14 protein-coding genes are annotated in these 15,025 nt (G+C 43.7%); 7 read left to right on the top strand and 7 right to left on the bottom strand.

What is annotated here, in order from left to right:
* Nucleotides 1–187, top strand: a 187-nt coding sequence (locus AC27EZ_RS17765; RefSeq protein ID WP_487136603.1) for a hypothetical protein, incomplete at its 5' end; no start/stop codon positions are given.
* Nucleotides 188–276: 89 nt separating this feature from the next.
* Here the strand turns inward: AC27EZ_RS17765 and pssA are convergent.
* Nucleotides 277–1,056 (bottom strand): CDP-diacylglycerol--serine O-phosphatidyltransferase, encoded by a 780-nt coding sequence (gene pssA / locus AC27EZ_RS17760; protein WP_487136602.1) that lies wholly within the window; start codon nucleotides 1,054–1,056, stop codon nucleotides 277–279.
* Between the two features lie 224 nt (nucleotides 1,057–1,280).
* Here pssA and xdp1 (AC27EZ_RS17755) point away from each other — a divergent pair, with 224 nt between their 5' ends.
* From xdp1 (AC27EZ_RS17755) to prsT, 3 genes are all read left to right on the top strand, one after another.
* The gene (gene xdp1, locus AC27EZ_RS17755) at nucleotides 1,281–2,165 is read left to right on the top strand and encodes an exosortase-dependent surface protein XDP1 (RefSeq protein ID WP_487136606.1); all 885 of its coding nucleotides are present in this window, start codon (nucleotides 1,281–1,283) and stop codon (nucleotides 2,163–2,165) included.
* A 173-nt stretch (nucleotides 2,166–2,338) separates the two neighbouring features.
* Complete coding sequence (gene xdp1 / locus AC27EZ_RS17750; RefSeq protein ID WP_487136601.1) at nucleotides 2,339–3,172, top strand: exosortase-dependent surface protein XDP1; 834 nt, start codon at nucleotides 2,339–2,341, stop codon at nucleotides 3,170–3,172.
* 101 nt (nucleotides 3,173–3,273) lie between these two features.
* A complete protein-coding gene (gene prsT / locus AC27EZ_RS17745) occupies nucleotides 3,274–6,087 on the top strand; it encodes an XrtA/PEP-CTERM system TPR-repeat protein PrsT (protein ID WP_487136600.1) in 2,814 nt (937 codons plus the stop codon).
* Between the two features lie 76 nt (nucleotides 6,088–6,163).
* On the opposite strand, the gene clpB is transcribed toward prsT, so the two are convergent.
* From clpB to rluD, 3 genes are all read right to left on the bottom strand, one after another.
* Nucleotides 6,164–8,740, bottom strand: a complete 2,577-nt coding sequence (gene clpB, locus AC27EZ_RS17740; RefSeq protein ID WP_487136599.1) for an ATP-dependent chaperone ClpB — start codon at nucleotides 8,738–8,740, stop codon at nucleotides 6,164–6,166.
* Nucleotides 8,741–8,839: 99 nt separating this feature from the next.
* The gene (pgeF, locus tag AC27EZ_RS17735) at nucleotides 8,840–9,583 is read right to left on the bottom strand and encodes a peptidoglycan editing factor PgeF (protein ID WP_487136598.1); all 744 of its coding nucleotides are present in this window, start codon (nucleotides 9,581–9,583) and stop codon (nucleotides 8,840–8,842) included.
* On the bottom strand, nucleotides 9,580–10,563 hold the full coding sequence (gene rluD, locus AC27EZ_RS17730) for a 23S rRNA pseudouridine(1911/1915/1917) synthase RluD (protein WP_487136597.1): 984 nt from the start codon (nucleotides 10,561–10,563) through the stop codon (nucleotides 9,580–9,582). The genes pgeF and rluD overlap by 4 nt, the downstream gene beginning before the upstream one ends.
* 184 nt (nucleotides 10,564–10,747) lie before the next feature.
* Between rluD and AC27EZ_RS17725 the strand changes: the two genes are divergently transcribed.
* Nucleotides 10,748–11,515 (top strand): outer membrane protein assembly factor BamD, encoded by a 768-nt coding sequence (locus AC27EZ_RS17725; protein WP_487136596.1) that lies wholly within the window; start codon nucleotides 10,748–10,750, stop codon nucleotides 11,513–11,515.
* Nucleotides 11,516–11,560: 45 nt separating this feature from the next.
* On the opposite strand, the gene AC27EZ_RS17720 is transcribed toward AC27EZ_RS17725, so the two are convergent.
* From AC27EZ_RS17720 to AC27EZ_RS17710, 3 genes are all read right to left on the bottom strand, one after another.
* Entirely contained in the window at nucleotides 11,561–12,268 is a 708-nt protein-coding gene (locus AC27EZ_RS17720; RefSeq protein ID WP_487136595.1) for a ChrR family anti-sigma-E factor, read from the bottom strand.
* A complete protein-coding gene (locus AC27EZ_RS17715) occupies nucleotides 12,261–12,872 on the bottom strand; it encodes a sigma-70 family RNA polymerase sigma factor (RefSeq protein ID WP_421131900.1) in 612 nt (203 codons plus the stop codon). Before AC27EZ_RS17715 ends, AC27EZ_RS17720 begins: the two co-directional genes overlap by 8 nt.
* A 124-nt stretch (nucleotides 12,873–12,996) precedes the next feature.
* On the bottom strand, nucleotides 12,997–13,572 hold the full coding sequence (locus AC27EZ_RS17710) for an LON peptidase substrate-binding domain-containing protein (protein ID WP_487136594.1): 576 nt from the start codon (nucleotides 13,570–13,572) through the stop codon (nucleotides 12,997–12,999).
* 289 nt (nucleotides 13,573–13,861) lie between these two features.
* Here AC27EZ_RS17710 and AC27EZ_RS17705 point away from each other — a divergent pair, with 289 nt between their 5' ends.
* Nucleotides 13,862–14,308, top strand: coding sequence for a nuclear transport factor 2 family protein (locus AC27EZ_RS17705; RefSeq protein ID WP_487136605.1), 447 nt, complete (start codon nucleotides 13,862–13,864; stop codon nucleotides 14,306–14,308).
* Nucleotides 14,305–15,024, top strand: a complete 720-nt coding sequence (locus AC27EZ_RS17700; RefSeq protein WP_487136593.1) for an SDR family NAD(P)-dependent oxidoreductase — start codon at nucleotides 14,305–14,307, stop codon at nucleotides 15,022–15,024. The genes AC27EZ_RS17705 and AC27EZ_RS17700 overlap by 4 nt, the downstream gene beginning before the upstream one ends.
* The last annotated feature ends 1 nt before the right edge of the window (nucleotide 15,025 follow it).

Below are 15,025 nucleotides of genomic sequence, written 5' to 3'. Positions count from 1 at the left end.
CCGCCTTAGCGGTGCCTCTCTCGAAGCGGATGCGTATAGTACAGCGCATCATTTTTTTGTCAACATTTTATTTAAACTATTTCGTTTAAACTTTTTGCTGAACACCTTAACTTCAGTTGGCTTTCGCTTCCTGTCTAAGGAGGCGCGCATTCTACTTATTTCCTTCGCATGGTCAACAGTAAATTGAAGATAAAAATGAAAAAAGCGACCGTTCGGTCGCTTTTTGTTCAATCTTGCGTTTTATTGCCGTTAAAAACGGTATTTCTTCATCAAACGCTACTTTTCCTGCTCTTTTTCAGTAGAGAAGTCTGCATCTTCTTCGTGATCACCAACAACATCATCGAGCGTTACTTTATCTACCGTTCTAAATGTGTTGATTGGCCCTGCCAATGCATAAAGTGCAAATACTATAAACAGTACAAGGGCGGGCTCAGTCGCTACGATAACAAACACCAGCAATATAAGTAGCAATGCAACAAAAGGTACCTTACCGCTCCAGTTCACTTCTTTAAATGAATTGTATTTAAAGTTACTTACCATAAGAAGCCCTGCGATACCGGTCACCGCTGCTACTAAGAAACCATAATCGTTACCATTGGCTTCATATTCAACACCTACCCAAACAAAGCCCGCCACAACCGCAGCTGCAGCTGGACTCGCTAAGCCTTGGAAAAAACGCTTATCGGCAATACCTACTTGCGTATTGAACCTTGCTAATCGAAGCGCGGCTCCAGCAACATATACAAACGCAGCGAGCCATCCAAACTTGCCTAGTTCGGTTAACCCCCAGTTATAGGCGACTAAAGCGGGGGCCATGCCAAACGACACCATGTCTGCCATAGAATCATATTCAGCACCGAAATCGCTTTGCGTGTTGGTCATTCGAGCAACACGACCATCTAAGCCGTCAAATATCATCGCAACAAATATTGCAACTGCCGCAGCTTCAAACTTTCCGTTCATTGAAGAAACAACTGCAAAGAAGCCTGAGAATAACCCAGCAGTAGTTAGAAGATTGGGAAGTAAGTAAATCCCTTTTCGCTTTTGTTCAGACATATGTTCTCATTAATTAGCCTAGTTCTTTGTTAATTATTTCATATATAGGGCGCTACGCATAGGAGTACCGAAACTCACCTTCTTGTATACGAAAGATAACAAGGTATGCGATCACATACCGAACAATGTCTGCGTTGCCTATATCCTCAATGAACCATGTTGAAGTTCCTCGTGCAACGCGCAGAGAGAACTTGTCCCTATCAATTTATTTTTGGAAGATTGAAATGCGATTAAGTTCGATATTAAAAATGTCGTTAATGGCGACAGGGCTGTTTGCAGCAAATGTCACAGTGGCAGGTAGCTATTACCATAACAACTACTCACATTGCGGAGGGACCACGCAGACTACCGCTGCAGAGTGCAACTCGCCTCTTGGCGAAAATGTCTACAACCTAGTTGATAACGGTACCTATGAAGGCACTAATGCATCGTTGTCAGATGTATCCATAGGCGGCGTGAACATTTCTATCAGCGGATGGGCGGATACTTACGGTAATAATGACGACATCGTCGTTGGTGCTAGTACTTACAAAATCTCAAACTACTATGGCTATGGTGTAACCAACAGCGACTGGGAATCTGCCAGTAATTCACCTGACCATGCCATAGACAACATCAATACAAAAAGCGGTAACTGGCAAGATTTCGACTTTGTTCTGTTTTCGTTTGATGAGGCCGTGTCATTGACTGGCGCCAATTTCTCATGGGTCTACGATCAAAGTGATTCGCAAGTATCGGTTGCAGCACTTAATGATATAGGCGCACTGTCTTCGGGTTCTAGTACGTGGAGCGATATTGTGGGAAATGCTATATCGGCGTCTTATGACATTGAAAAGTGTGATACCACAGACGAGCACCTTAAATACAAATCGGAATTTGCTATTAACGATTCAGCTAAGTATTGGTTAATTGGTGCTTATAATACGGTATTTGGCAACATAGGCGGCTCTTCTCACAATGACGCCTTTAAACTTACCAGTATTGGGTTTTCGATTGATGATAATTCCCCTCCCCCAGAAACCACAGCAGTAAGCGAACCAGGCGCGGCTGGGTTGCTTTTAGCATCAGGACTGCTTGTGATGTGGCGACGAAAACGCCATAACCTATAAATATAGACCAAAGACTAAAACTGACAGGTAAGACCTGTCAGTTTTTTTTACACCGTGCTGGAAATGAGAAACAAAAAACCAAAAAACTCTTTAGAATCAACACTGTAAATAGTGGCACGGTAAATGCTAAGAGGTATGTAATATTTACAATCCTTACTTCTGGTACCGTATTAATGAATGTAGTTAAGTCTATTGTTTCAAGCATCGCTCTAATCGCGGCAACTAATGCCTTTGCCGATACAAGTTTACATGAAGCAACTGTGTCGTTGAAAAACGATAACATATCGCATACTTCAACGCCTATCTTACAAGGTACGACTGTTGATATCGATGGAGTCTCAATTTCGATGGGCTTTTCTGGCTGGTCTGATAACGAAGGGGCTAACGATAACATTCTAGGTTCGGGCGTTATAGACGGCTGGTACAACTGCGATATTACTAAGACAGGATGTACGAGCCAAAATAGAAAATACGGTTACGGGATAGAAAATGATGTAAGCGGCGATAGCCACTCAGCAGATAACTTTTCTGGCGGCGGTGACTTCGATATGTTCCTTTTCACATTCAGCGAAGCAGTTACCCTAAAGGGTGCCGGATTTAGTTGGATGCACGGTGATAACGGCAACAAAGAAGTCACGGTAGCTGGTATAGATAACATTAATTCTTTCTTTTCTGGCACAAGCGCTACATGGCAGAATGTAAAAGGCGATATAATTTCTGGAACGCTTGGTCATTTTGGTGTTGGTTCGAAAGGCAGCAATGGTCTCTACGAATCTAGCTTCACAAATATCACTGGTAAGGCAAAATACTGGTTAGTGGGTGCTTACAACAGCATTTTTGATAGTGTAGGTAGCACATCAGGCGATGGCGTGGGCCTCAAACTTTCAACATTAGACATCTCTATCAGCAAAACTACACCTTCAACCGAAGTCAGTGAGCCAGGTATGCTTGCGCTTATGGGCTTAGGCCTTGGTATGTTAGCGTGGAGACGTAAACGTAGCGTTTAATTGTTTAAAAACAGTTAGAAAACACGTATCTTTAGAAGGTGGCTTTGGCCACCTTTTTTTATGCTTATTGTAAGCTATTGCTAGAAACCCTTAAGGTAATTATGGACGCTGTCACCCCTAAAAAACGCTTTTTAAAACGCACATTCTTTTTTGCTGCACTGTCATCGCTGGTTGCTTTTAATAGCGCAGCAACCACATCTGAAGATTATGAGAAAGCCCTCACGGCCTTTAAGAATAATACATACGACGAAGCTTATATCCACCTTAAAAACAGTTTACAAAAAGACCCAGAAAACCTGGCAGCAAAGCTTTTAATGGGTGAAATCCTTCTAATTAACGGTTATTTGACCGCCGCAGAGTTAGAGTTTACAGAAGCTCTCGAAATGGGTGCAGATGTAAACTTGTTAGCTGAGCCATTAGGAAATACATGGCTTTTCCTTAATCAATATGAAGATATTATCGCGTTTTCAGATGCTGATAAGCTTTCTGGCAATGCCGAGCGAGAATGGCTATTAATTAGAGCCACTGCCTGTATCCGCCTTGAAGATGAGGCATGCGCGTTAAAAGACTACAACGCCATTGTGGCCAGGTGGCCCCAGTTTGTTCCAGCTATTAACGGCCTTGCATCTATTGCCTTACAAAATGAAGAGTTGCATAACGCGTCAGCCTTAATCGATAAGGCAATGTCAATTGAGCCAGAAAATGCCATTACATGGCGTTTAAAGGGGCAGCTTGCTTATCGAAACGGTGACAAAGAAGGCGCAACCGCACACCTACAAAAAGCCCTTAGTTTTAATCGTGACGACCCAATAGCGCTGAGAAACTTAGTCGACCTTTATCTTGAGGCAAAAGATTACGACACGGCGAAACTGTTTGTTGATGAAATTATTGAAGACACCCCTAACGATCCGCTGGCCATTTTGTTAGACAGCTGGCTATCGAGTCGAGACGGTGAGAAAGCGCTGGATAACGAGAAGCTCAAAGAATTAAACGACTTCATGGCGCAGCTTGATCCAGACTTGATCACCTCGCAGCCTATGCTGTTATATATCAGTGGCCTCACTAATTTCTTTAACAACAACATGGAAAGTGCGGCAAAAGATTTCAATACCTATGTTCAGCAGCAGCCTGATGACCTGCAAGCGGTTCTGATGCTTTCGCAGGTTTACATGGCGACGCAACAAGATAAACAAGCGCTGCTACTACTAGAGCGATATCAAGACGCTTTAATGGAAGACGTAGATTCAGCGTTAATGCTTGGCGACCTGTTTATTAGAGAAAATAAAGCATTCAAAGCCGAACGATTACTGCAAGTATTAGAGGAAAAGTACCCCGACACGGGCAAACTTCAACTGTTTAAAATTAAGTTAATGGCTGCACGTGGCAAACAAGACGAAGCATTGTCTATTCTCGAAGCAAACTTGCCTAACTATGAAGACAACGCAGGTTTTCTATTTACCTACGCCTTGATGAACCTTCAGGGAGGGCGTTTCGATAAAGCGATTGCCGGCGCAGATAAATTGGCAGTGATATTTCCTGAAGAGGCTGAAGTGTTCAACCTTAAAGCGGGTATATTAATCCGTCAGGGCAAACTTGAAGAAGCGAAGGTAAATATAGAACAAGCACTCGCGATTAACCCTACGTTATTCCCTGCGAAGTTTAACTTAGCCGCTACGGAAAGCCGGCTGGGGAATGATGCCCGCTCTTCGGTACTAGTAGAAGAATTACTTGCGTTGTCGCCACAGCATAATGAAACCTTGATGCTAAAAGCTTTCAACCTTACCAAACAAGGCGATGTAGATAGCGCAAAACAAATCTATTTAGACGTGCTTACGCTAAACCCGAAAAACAAGACCGCAAGAGAGCGCGTATCGGCGTTATATCAACAGCAAGGTGATAGTAAAAGCGCACTGTATCATCTTGATTTATTGCTAAAAGACGAGTTCGATAATGGCGACTATTTATTACGTAAAGCCGCTTTGTTGATTAACGCTAATAAACAAGACGATGCTGAAAAAGTGTTAAGCGTTGCCAGTAACTTTATTAAGACTGAGCCAAGCAAACTTATGACTTACAGTGATTTACTGCGCAGAGTAGATAAATCAGATGCTGCCCTTGATGCAATGCAACAAGCCTATGAAACCTCAAATGAGGCACCGTTTGTGGCGTTTCGTTACGCTAGCTTGTTACTTGATTTCGAAAAAGTCCCCGCGGCAGAGCGTGTCATTAGAACGTTACCTAAGTCGCAACAAGAAACGCCGTTGTATTGGTTTTTAACCGGTAGGGTGTTTGCGAGTAAGTCAGCGGATGTAAACGCTGTTGATGCATTCAAAAAATCACTCGAGATTGAGCCACGGTTTGCTCAAGCTTTTATCGCGCTTTATAACTATGCCTTGAATGAAGAGTTCGTTGATACTTTCTTAGATACAGCGCGCTCTTTGATACAACAAAATGAAGATAATCTCCTGGCTAAAAATTTATTAGCGCAATACCTCTTTTTTATAAGGGAGTTTGACGAATCGATTACGCTATATCAATCGTTGATAAACGAACCTGACTTGCTTAATCCAGCAGAAGCGTTAAACCGGCTGGCGATTATGCACATTGATACATCGTTGGTTGAAGCATACAAGTATGCTGAACGCGCTTATCAAATACAGCCAAATGCATCGCGTATACTTGATACGTTTGGATGGATAAAAGCACAACAAGAAGACTACGAAGGAAGCCTTAAAATGCTACGCGACGCATTTTCTCGTGATGCGCAAGATCCGAACATTCGATACCACCTTGGCTACACGCTTTCTAAACTCGGCAGAGTAGAGGAAGCCAAAGCTGAACTCACGTTCGCGGTCAATGTTGAGCGCCCGTTCTTTATGCGTCCTAAAGCACAGGCGTTGTTAGACGGTCTCTGACAGCGATACCTATACGAAAAAGGCGTCTTTACCGGGTAAAGGCGCCTTTTTTATTTAGCACGAGTGCAAGAAAATATTACTGATTAACGATATATAGTTGTTCGTTGTCTACGTCAATTCGAATAGTAGACTCAGGCAGTAAGTCGCCCGCTAACAGCTTCTGTGCCAATGGGTTTTCTATCTGAACCTGGATGGCACGCTTAAGCGGTCTTGCACCAAACACCGGATCGAAGCCTGCTTCGGCAATTTTATCCATTGCGGCAGCTGAAAGCGTAAGCTTGTAGCCCTTATCTACCAGACGCGCCCGTAATGTTGCCAATTGAATTTTTGCAATAGACTTAATTTGCTCTTTACCTAACGGATGGAACACCACGATATCGTCCACACGGTTGATAAACTCAGGTCTAAAGTGTTGACCAACAACATTCATGACCATCTCTTTCATCTCTTCGTACTGGCTTTCACCATGTTTGTCTTGAATGATGTCAGAGCCCAAGTTAGACGTCATGATCACAACGGTATTTTTAAAATCAACTGTACGGCCCTGCCCGTCAGTTAAACGGCCGTCATCAAGCACTTGAAGAAGTATGTTGAATACGTCGGGATGTGCCTTTTCAACCTCATCAAGTAAAATAACCGAATAGGGTTTTCTGCGCACCGCCTCAGTAAGATAGCCACCTTCTTCATAACCCACATAACCAGGAGGAGCCCCAACTAAACGTGCAACAGAATGCTTTTCCATAAACTCAGACATATCTATTCGAATCATGGCATCTTCGGTATCGAACATGAAACCCGCCAATGCTTTACATAACTCGGTTTTACCCACCCCGGTCGGGCCTAAAAACAGGAATGAACCTATGGGTCGGTTAGGATCGGCAAGTCCCGCTCTTGACCGTCTAATAGCATTCGATACCGCGTTAACCGCTTCTTGTTGCCCGACAACACGTTTATGAAGCACATCTTCCATTCTAAGTAATTTTTCGCGCTCGCCCTCAAGCATTCGCGCTACTGGAATACCAGTCCAACGAGATAATACGTCTGCAATTTCGCTGTCTGTTACTTTGTTTTTAACTAAGTTGGTTTCAACCGTTTCCTTTTCAGCAGCCTGCTCTAGCTTGGCTTCTAACTCAGGTATACGCCCGTATTGCAATTCAGACATACGGTTCAAATCGGAAGCCCTACGAGCAATTTCTAAATCAAGCTTTGCTTGCTCAAGCTCAGACTTAATGGTTTGGGTGCCTTGCATCGCATCTTTTTCGGCTAGCCACACCGTTTCAAGCTCAGCATATTTACTTTCAGCTTGCTCGCGCTCTAGCTCGATCATTTCCAGGCGTTTATGACTTGCATCATCAGTTTCCTTCGCTAACGCCTGTTCTTCAAGCTTTAGCTGGATAACTCTTCGCTCGAGTCTGTCCATGTCTTCTGGTTTTGAATCGATTTGCATGCGAATACTAGACGCGGCCTCATCGATTAAATCAATGGCTTTGTCGGGAAGCTGTCTGTCGCTAATATAGCGATGAGATAGGGTCGCAGCAGCAACAATCGCTGGGTCGGTAATATCCACAGAGTGATGAAGTTCATACCGCTCCTTAAGGCCCCGGAGAATAGCAATGGTGTCTTCGACACTTGGCTCCTCAACCAACACCTTTTGGAAACGACGTTCAAGTGCAGCGTCTTTCTCTATGTACTGACGGTATTCATCTAACGTTGTCGCACCGACACAATGTAGCTCCCCTCTAGCAAGGGCAGGTTTAAGCATATTACCAGCATCCATTGCCCCTTCGCCTTTACCGGCGCCAACCATGGTATGCAATTCGTCAACAAATAGAATAACCCGGCCTTCTTCTTTAGCCAGCTCGTTCAATACCGCTTTTAGGCGTTCTTCAAACTCTCCGCGATATTTGGCGCCCGCGACCAACGCGCCCATATCAAGCGATAGCACGCGTTTATTCTTAAGCCCTTCTGGTACTTCACCGTTGATAATACGCTGAGCAAGCCCTTCAACAATAGCGGTTTTACCCACTCCAGGCTCACCAATTAGAACCGGGTTGTTCTTAGTTCTACGTTGCAATACTTGTACGGTGCGTCTTATTTCATCGTCACGCCCAATAACAGGGTCTAATTTCCCTTGCTCGGCACGTTCGGTTAAATCTGTTGTAAACTTTTCTAACGCTTGTCTGACGTCTTCTGCGTTAGGATCGGTTACAGTCTGTCCGCCTCGCATATTATCAATGGCTTGTTCAATCGTTTCTTTTTTAACATTTAACTGGCGTAGCACATCGCCTAAACGCCCTTTGTCTTGCAGCGCTGCCAAAACAAATATTTCAGATGTGATGTAATCGTCTTTTCGTTGTTGAGCAATTTTGTCACACAAATTGAGCAATATAATGCTGTCTTTGCTTAGCTGTACGTCCCCGCCAATCCCATCTATTCGGGGAAGGCGGTCTACGGCTTCACTTAGTGCCGAGCGCAGTGCGTTCACATTGACATGAGCTTGATCTAACAATGGACGAAGCGAGCCACCTTGCTGATTGAGCATGGCGGTCAACAAATGAACAGGTTCGATATATTGGTGATCACGACCAAGTGCCAGTGATTGTGCATCGGAGATTGCAAGCTGAAATTTGCTAGTAAATCTGTCTAATCGCATGGTTACATCCTGAAAGTATCAAATGACCTATGCTTCATTTATGGGCGCTTAATGATGGCTATTCAAGTGCGAGAACAAAAAGAGTATAAATTGTTTGATTTAGCGCAAACCAATCACGCTGACGATCCTACCTGTTGGCGTAAGGCATTTATGGGTGGCGTAACGGTGAGAATAAAACGTGTCATTGTCACAATACGTGCAAAGCTGGCTTAACGTAACGTTACTTACGCCTATTTCGTTTAGCTGTAACTTTGCAATATGTGGAAGGTCGAGCAGATATTTATTTACGTTTTCACTTGGCGTTATTGCACTTGGATATTGGTCAAATTTTGTCATAAGCGTGTTGTCGACCTCATAACACCTTTTACAAATAGCCGGGCCTATCCAAGCTGAAATTTCACGCAAGGGAGCACGAAAACGCGTTATTGCGTTTTCTAGTATACGTAATTCTAGCCCTTTCCAACCTGCATGCACGGCAGCGACCTGAGTCCCTTTCGCGTCACACAGTAATATAGGTAGACAGTCTGCGGTCATGACCGCACAGTGATAATCCGCCGAGCAACTAAAAGCCCCGTCAGCATCGGGAGGAGCTTGCGATTGCAGCGTGCTATCAAGCTGCACTATTTCATTACCATGCACTTGATTGAGCCAGACTAGCTTGCTGCTATTAGGCAAAAGCGCTCTGTTTTTACTTACTGTATCGGTGTTATCACCAACGTGCATTCCAACATTTAGACCTTGATAGTTCGCCTGGCTAAAACCGCCTAACCTTGTTGTCGTATAGGCAACAATATTAGGCGGTACAGACCAACAAGGTTTGATGAAATGAGGTATGGTACTCATAGCAAGTCTGGCGGGTTATCCTTTGTATCTTGTCTTACGGCCACGAGAAGATTTTGCATGTCTTCAGGTAATGGCGCTTTCCATGTCATCCACTCTTCAGTCTCGGGGTGAAATAATGAAAGCTGTGCAGCGTGAAGCGCCTGTCGCTGAAATTGCCTTAGCGTTGATACGAACTCGTCTGACGCCCCTTTTGGTAAGCGTGGACGACCGCTATAGACTTGGTCGCCAAGCAAAGGGTGCTTGATATGCGCCATGTGAACACGGATTTGATGCGTACGGCCGGTTTCTAGCTTCAATCGCAAATGGGTATAAGCGCGAAACTTTTCAATCACGCGAAAATGGGTAATCGCTGGTTTGCCATTTTCTCTTACCGCCATGTGAGTGCGCTTTGTCGCGTGACGACCTATTGGTTCATCAACAATACCACCCGCTACCATCGTGCCCAACGCTATCGCTTCATACTCTCGGCTCATTTCACGGCGTTGAAGTTGGTCAACCAGATAGGTTTGAGCCGGAACCGTTTTAGCCACGACCATTAGGCCAGTCGTGTCTTTATCTAACCGGTGCACAATCCCTGCGCGGGGCACCTTGTCGATTTCTGGTACATGGTTAAGCAGCGCGTTAAGTAACGTGCCATTTGGATTGCCTGCACCTGGGTGCACGACCAAATCGGCAGGCTTATTAATGATAAGAATATGATCATCTTCGTAAACGATATTAAGCGCGATATCTTGCGCCTCGCTCGTTACTTGAATCTCCATTTCGGCATTTACCGTTATATGCTCATCCATCTGCATTTTGTGGCGAGGAATAGTCACAGTTTCACCGTTTATGGCGACATTGCCCTCTTGGATCCACGTTTTTAACTTAGAACGTGAATATTCAGGGAACAAATCAGCCAAAACCTGATCTAACCGTAAACCAAAATGCGAAGCTTCCGTTGAAGCTTCTAAATGTATTGTGTTGCTCGGTTGCGTCATAACACCAAAGATTGCATGTAAAAAGGGTATTATAACAAGCTTTCTCGCTGTACACTGCGTTGTTTACTATTTTGTATAGTTTTTCTTATAAGTAGTACGTTAGAATAGTCTAATCGTGTCGAATGAAAGCACCAAAGCGTAGACAGCAGAGCAATAAAACTGTTTAGCAGGAAAAAGAATTATTATGAAATCACTTCGTTTGTTGGCCCCTGTATTGTTTGGAGCCATGGTATCTGTATCAGGTTGTAGCTCTTCTGACTCTAAAGAAGAGAAAGCCGTATTGGCCAATATGGGTGCACAACAACTATACGACAGAGCAAAACAGAGTATGGAAGTTGGCAATTTTAGTGCTGCGGCACAAACTCTCAGCGCGCTTGATTCTCGGTATCCGTTTGGACCCCTTTCCCACCAAGTGCAGCTTGACCTGATTTATAGTTACTATAAATCGGGTAAAACATCGGAAACACTCGCAACAATAGATAGGTTTGTTCGCCTCAACCCTAATCACTCCGATGTAGACTACGCCTATTACATGCGTGGGCTAACTAACATGGAAACGGACAGCAACTTATTCCAAGAGTTAATGAACATAGACAGAACTGACCGCGATCCCTCTCAGTCACGAGAAGCATTTGAAGATTTCAGACGTTTAATACAGCAATACCCTGACAGTAAATATGCCGCCGATGCCAAGAAGCGAATGCTTCACATTAAAGACCGTTTGGCTCGTTACGAAATTGCCATAGCGCGCTTTTATATGAGAAGACAGGCTTACGTCGCAGCAGCGAATCGCGGCAGATATGTTATTGAACACTTCCCAGACACCACGCAGGTGCAGCAAGCGCTAGAAATCATGGTATCTAGTTATGAACAACTTGGTTTGAATGACTTGAAAGATAATGCAATGAAAACATTGAAATTAAACTATCCAAGCAGTGATTTCATTAGCTAAAGTAAGATGAGCTGAGAACAAAAAAGCGCACAATGTGCGCTTTTTTTATTTGAAAAATAAGTGGCTAAATGGGTTTAATAACCGTGCCAAGCCTGACGTAAAGTGAAGTGGCTGATCTACGATACTAAACACCAAACAGCCTTCGCTTTTATCGGCGCGAGGCGTATGAGTGTGGTTACCATCCATATAGATGAAATCACCCGTATCATAATTATTTAGGCCGTCACTGAATTCACCGTCAATAACCAACGTATACTCGTTACCTCGATGAGTATGCTCAGGTACACTTCCGCCCTGCCCCATGAAAATAAAATTCGCAACGCCTTTGTTGCCTACTTCTACCGGGGCTTGCCACAGTTTTCCAACTAAGCTCGACCAATTTCCCGTTTTATCGGTGTAACGGTGAAGCGTTCTCGGTAATTCGAATTTTCTACCGTCGAGTTCTATCGCAACGCTTTTTCGCGAAGCCTTCTTGGCTACCACAATGTCGCCTTCGTTTGACGATGGCATTTGTGTGATGAAGGACAGCATAGAGTCGAATGACATTGTGTCATGCATTTCTTGAGACTGGCTATCATCGACATCACTGCTTTCTAATATACTGTTCGCCAACAACTCAGTTTCTGTCTCAATTCTTTTCTGGCAAGACGGACACATATCACTGTGCGCCGAGACCAGAAGAGATACAGCTGGAGGTAGCGTGCCTTCTACAAATTCTGAAATTTGCTGAGAGCTTGGGTGAAACTTAATCATTGTCGTTTAGCATGCCTTTTAAACGTTGAAGGGCAAGACGCGTTCTTGACTTAACCGTTCCTAGAGGAATGGCTAGCTGATCAGCAACTTCTTGCTGCGATTTGCCGTCAATATATATCGCCTCAATCACCGCTTTTTGTTTAAGCGGTAGCGCATCAAAAAGATGACCGATTTGTTCTAACGTAACCTGGTCGTCCAAAGACGTTTCGTTGACGTCTGCAGTCTGCTCGCATAGAACAGGCCATAAATCGTCTGAACAAACATCTTCTTTTCGGTTTTGCAGCTTACGAAGCATATCAAAGCGGATGTTGCGCGCTATTGTGAAAATCCACGTAGAAGGCGACCCCTTCTCTGAATTGAATAGATGCGCTTTCTGCCATACGTTTGACATCGTATCTTGAACAAGCTCCATCGCTAGTGCTTCGTTTCCCATTTGCTTTAACGCGTATGAACGCAATCGCGGTGCAAAATAATTAAACACTCGGGAAAACGATCGTTTACAGCGGTTTTCAGCAACTAGCACAATGTAATCTGACATTTCAGTGGCGCACTCTTTAGGCTTCACTGTGCTATTACTTTGTTCCAAAGGAATTCCAACTAACATAGGTTTCGTCCGCTCTTCCGTTATTTAAGTTTATTCTACGACGTTACAGTAAAAAGAGATTGCTAGAATTAAGCGAATTAGATTACGATTTTGTAATAAAACGATACTGTCACTGTCGTCTGCCTCACGGAATTAAGGCTGACAGATAATTAAGTAGCATTTTACTGTCGTTGTTCGCTATAAATTGTTGCTTTTGTTCACCGTCGACTGGCAATAATTCTAACCAGCGATTAAGTACCCACTCTGGGTCGTCAAACTTAGGCGCCTCATAGAGCGACTTAAGTTCACCATAACGGTCAAAAATCTCTTTTAATCTTTCGTCCATAGGCATTATCTGTTTCGGAGAAATGTCACAACGGTTCGGCGCTACAGTTTTACATATACCTGTTCTTAAGCCATCTCGCTCTGTCTCGATTGAAGACACTTCAACAATATTAATACCAGCAACCTTTATGCCAAGCAGCCCATCGTCGAGCATATCAAAGTCGATGACTTTGGCGAACGTGCCATACTTCAAGATATGTTCGTTCTTTTCCTTGTCACCTCTCGCGTTCAGCATACACATGACAAACCCTTTATCCGCGGCACATGCCTCTTTCACCATGCGCACATATCTTGGCTCAAAAATGCGTAGCGCCATCCTACCTTCGGGAAGCAAATGGGCTGAAAGTGGAAATAAAGAAAAACGGTTTTCGCTCATACAATAACAATCCTCATAGACAATTTACATTACGCTGGTGTGAGTAAATTGGATCGAATCGGAAAAATTTTCACACTACATTAAATTAACCGTCTTGCTGTTTGATCCACATTACGCAGCAATAGGTAAAACCTTGTATGCGTACAACACGTTAGTTGGCGCGGAGTCTAGCGTGTAGAATTTACAACAACGGGTTGTGACTCGCGGGTAATAAAACGCAGCTTCGCTAGCAATTGACAGGAATTTAATGCATCTTGAGGAGCAAGGATTGGTTAAAAATCAAAGTTCTATGAATGTAATCGAGCGTTTTTGTAAAATTTACACGGATCTATGCAAGGTATCGTCGGATGACTTAGCCACTATCTATGGTAGGGATGTCGTTTTTATCGACCCTATTACCACGCACAAAGGGTTGGCAGACGTGCAGCATTACTTTTCCAATCTGCTTACCCAAGCGCAGAGCTGTTCATTCGACATTGCAACGATCGTAGCGTGCTCAAATGTGCATAGTTCTTCTTCCGAGACTTCCTTCACTCATGTGGCGAACTGGACAATGACGCTCACGTTGAAGAAAGGACGAAAAGTCATCACTCTCGATGGCACGACGCAGCTCAAAGTAGAGAATGATATTATTACTTACCATAAAGACTATTATGACCTTGGCGAAATGGTCTACGAGCACATCCCCGTCCTTGGCTTTGTTATCAAAAAGATAAAAAAGAGTATGTCATCATGAAATCTCTATTAATCACAGGTGCCACATCAGGTATCGGTAAAGCACTTGCATTACATGCGGCAAAAAACAACTATCGTGTTATTGCATGCGGTAGAAACGAAGACGCATTAAATGAGTTAAGCAAAATAGAAAATATCGAACCTCTTCGCTTTGATGTTTCTTCTCTAGAAAGTGCGCGAGATGCACTTAAAGAGGTAAACGCAGATTATTACGTTTTTAATGCGGGAACGTGTGAATATGTCGACGTAGAACACTTCGAGTCGGACATGTTCCGACGTGTCTTCGAGCCAAATTTTTTCGGTGTCGTGCATTGTGTTGAAGCGGTGTTACCCAACCTTAAAAAAGGCGATTCCCTCGTGATAGTAGACAGTATGGCTAGGCTAATGCCATTTACTCGTTCACAGGCCTATGGCGCGAGCAAGGCTGCGGTACATTACTTCACCAAAAGCTTGGAAGTAGATTTACATGATAAAGGTGTAAAGGTTCAAGCGGTATCGCCAGGGTTTGTGGAAACACCACTGACTGATAAAAATGATTTTGACATGCCGATGAAGATAACAGCTGACGAAGCAGCTGAGGCAATGTTAAAAGGTATTGAGAGCGGTAAAAGCAGCATTTATTTCCCGAGAATGTTTGGGTATATCTTACGATGCATGAATACGTTAACAGACGGCCTTAAAAAGAAATTGTCGTTGGGTATGCGAAACGAGAAGTAAT

Source organism: Alteromonas sp. 4NH20-0056 (assembly GCF_057539655.1).
Note: the sequence above shows the minus strand (reverse complement) of the source record. Positions and strands in the feature narration are given on the sequence as shown.

Bases quoted from the DNA above. Each gene is read 5' to 3' on its own strand.
- pssA (WP_487136602.1), bottom strand. From the start codon at position 1,056: ATGTCTGAACAAAAGCGAAAAGGGATTTACTTACTTCCCAATCTTCTA.
- xdp1 (WP_487136606.1), top strand. From the start codon at position 1,281: ATGCGATTAAGTTCGATATTAAAAATGTCGTTAATGGCGACAGGGCTG.
- xdp1 (WP_487136601.1), top strand. From the start codon at position 2,339: ATGAATGTAGTTAAGTCTATTGTTTCAAGCATCGCTCTAATCGCGGCA.
- prsT (WP_487136600.1), top strand. From the start codon at position 3,274: ATGGACGCTGTCACCCCTAAAAAACGCTTTTTAAAACGCACATTCTTT.
- clpB (WP_487136599.1), bottom strand. From the start codon at position 8,740: ATGCGATTAGACAGATTTACTAGCAAATTTCAGCTTGCAATCTCCGAT.
- pgeF (WP_487136598.1), bottom strand. From the start codon at position 9,583: ATGAGTACCATACCTCATTTCATCAAACCTTGTTGGTCTGTACCGCCT.
- rluD (WP_487136597.1), bottom strand. From the start codon at position 10,563: ATGACGCAACCGAGCAACACAATACATTTAGAAGCTTCAACGGAAGCT.
- AC27EZ_RS17725 (WP_487136596.1), top strand. From the start codon at position 10,748: ATGAAATCACTTCGTTTGTTGGCCCCTGTATTGTTTGGAGCCATGGTA.
- AC27EZ_RS17720 (WP_487136595.1), bottom strand. From the start codon at position 12,268: ATGATTAAGTTTCACCCAAGCTCTCAGCAAATTTCAGAATTTGTAGAA.
- AC27EZ_RS17715 (WP_421131900.1), bottom strand. From the start codon at position 12,872: ATGTTAGTTGGAATTCCTTTGGAACAAAGTAATAGCACAGTGAAGCCT.
- AC27EZ_RS17710 (WP_487136594.1), bottom strand. From the start codon at position 13,572: ATGAGCGAAAACCGTTTTTCTTTATTTCCACTTTCAGCCCATTTGCTT.
- AC27EZ_RS17705 (WP_487136605.1), top strand. From the start codon at position 13,862: ATGAATGTAATCGAGCGTTTTTGTAAAATTTACACGGATCTATGCAAG.
- AC27EZ_RS17700 (WP_487136593.1), top strand. From the start codon at position 14,305: ATGAAATCTCTATTAATCACAGGTGCCACATCAGGTATCGGTAAAGCA.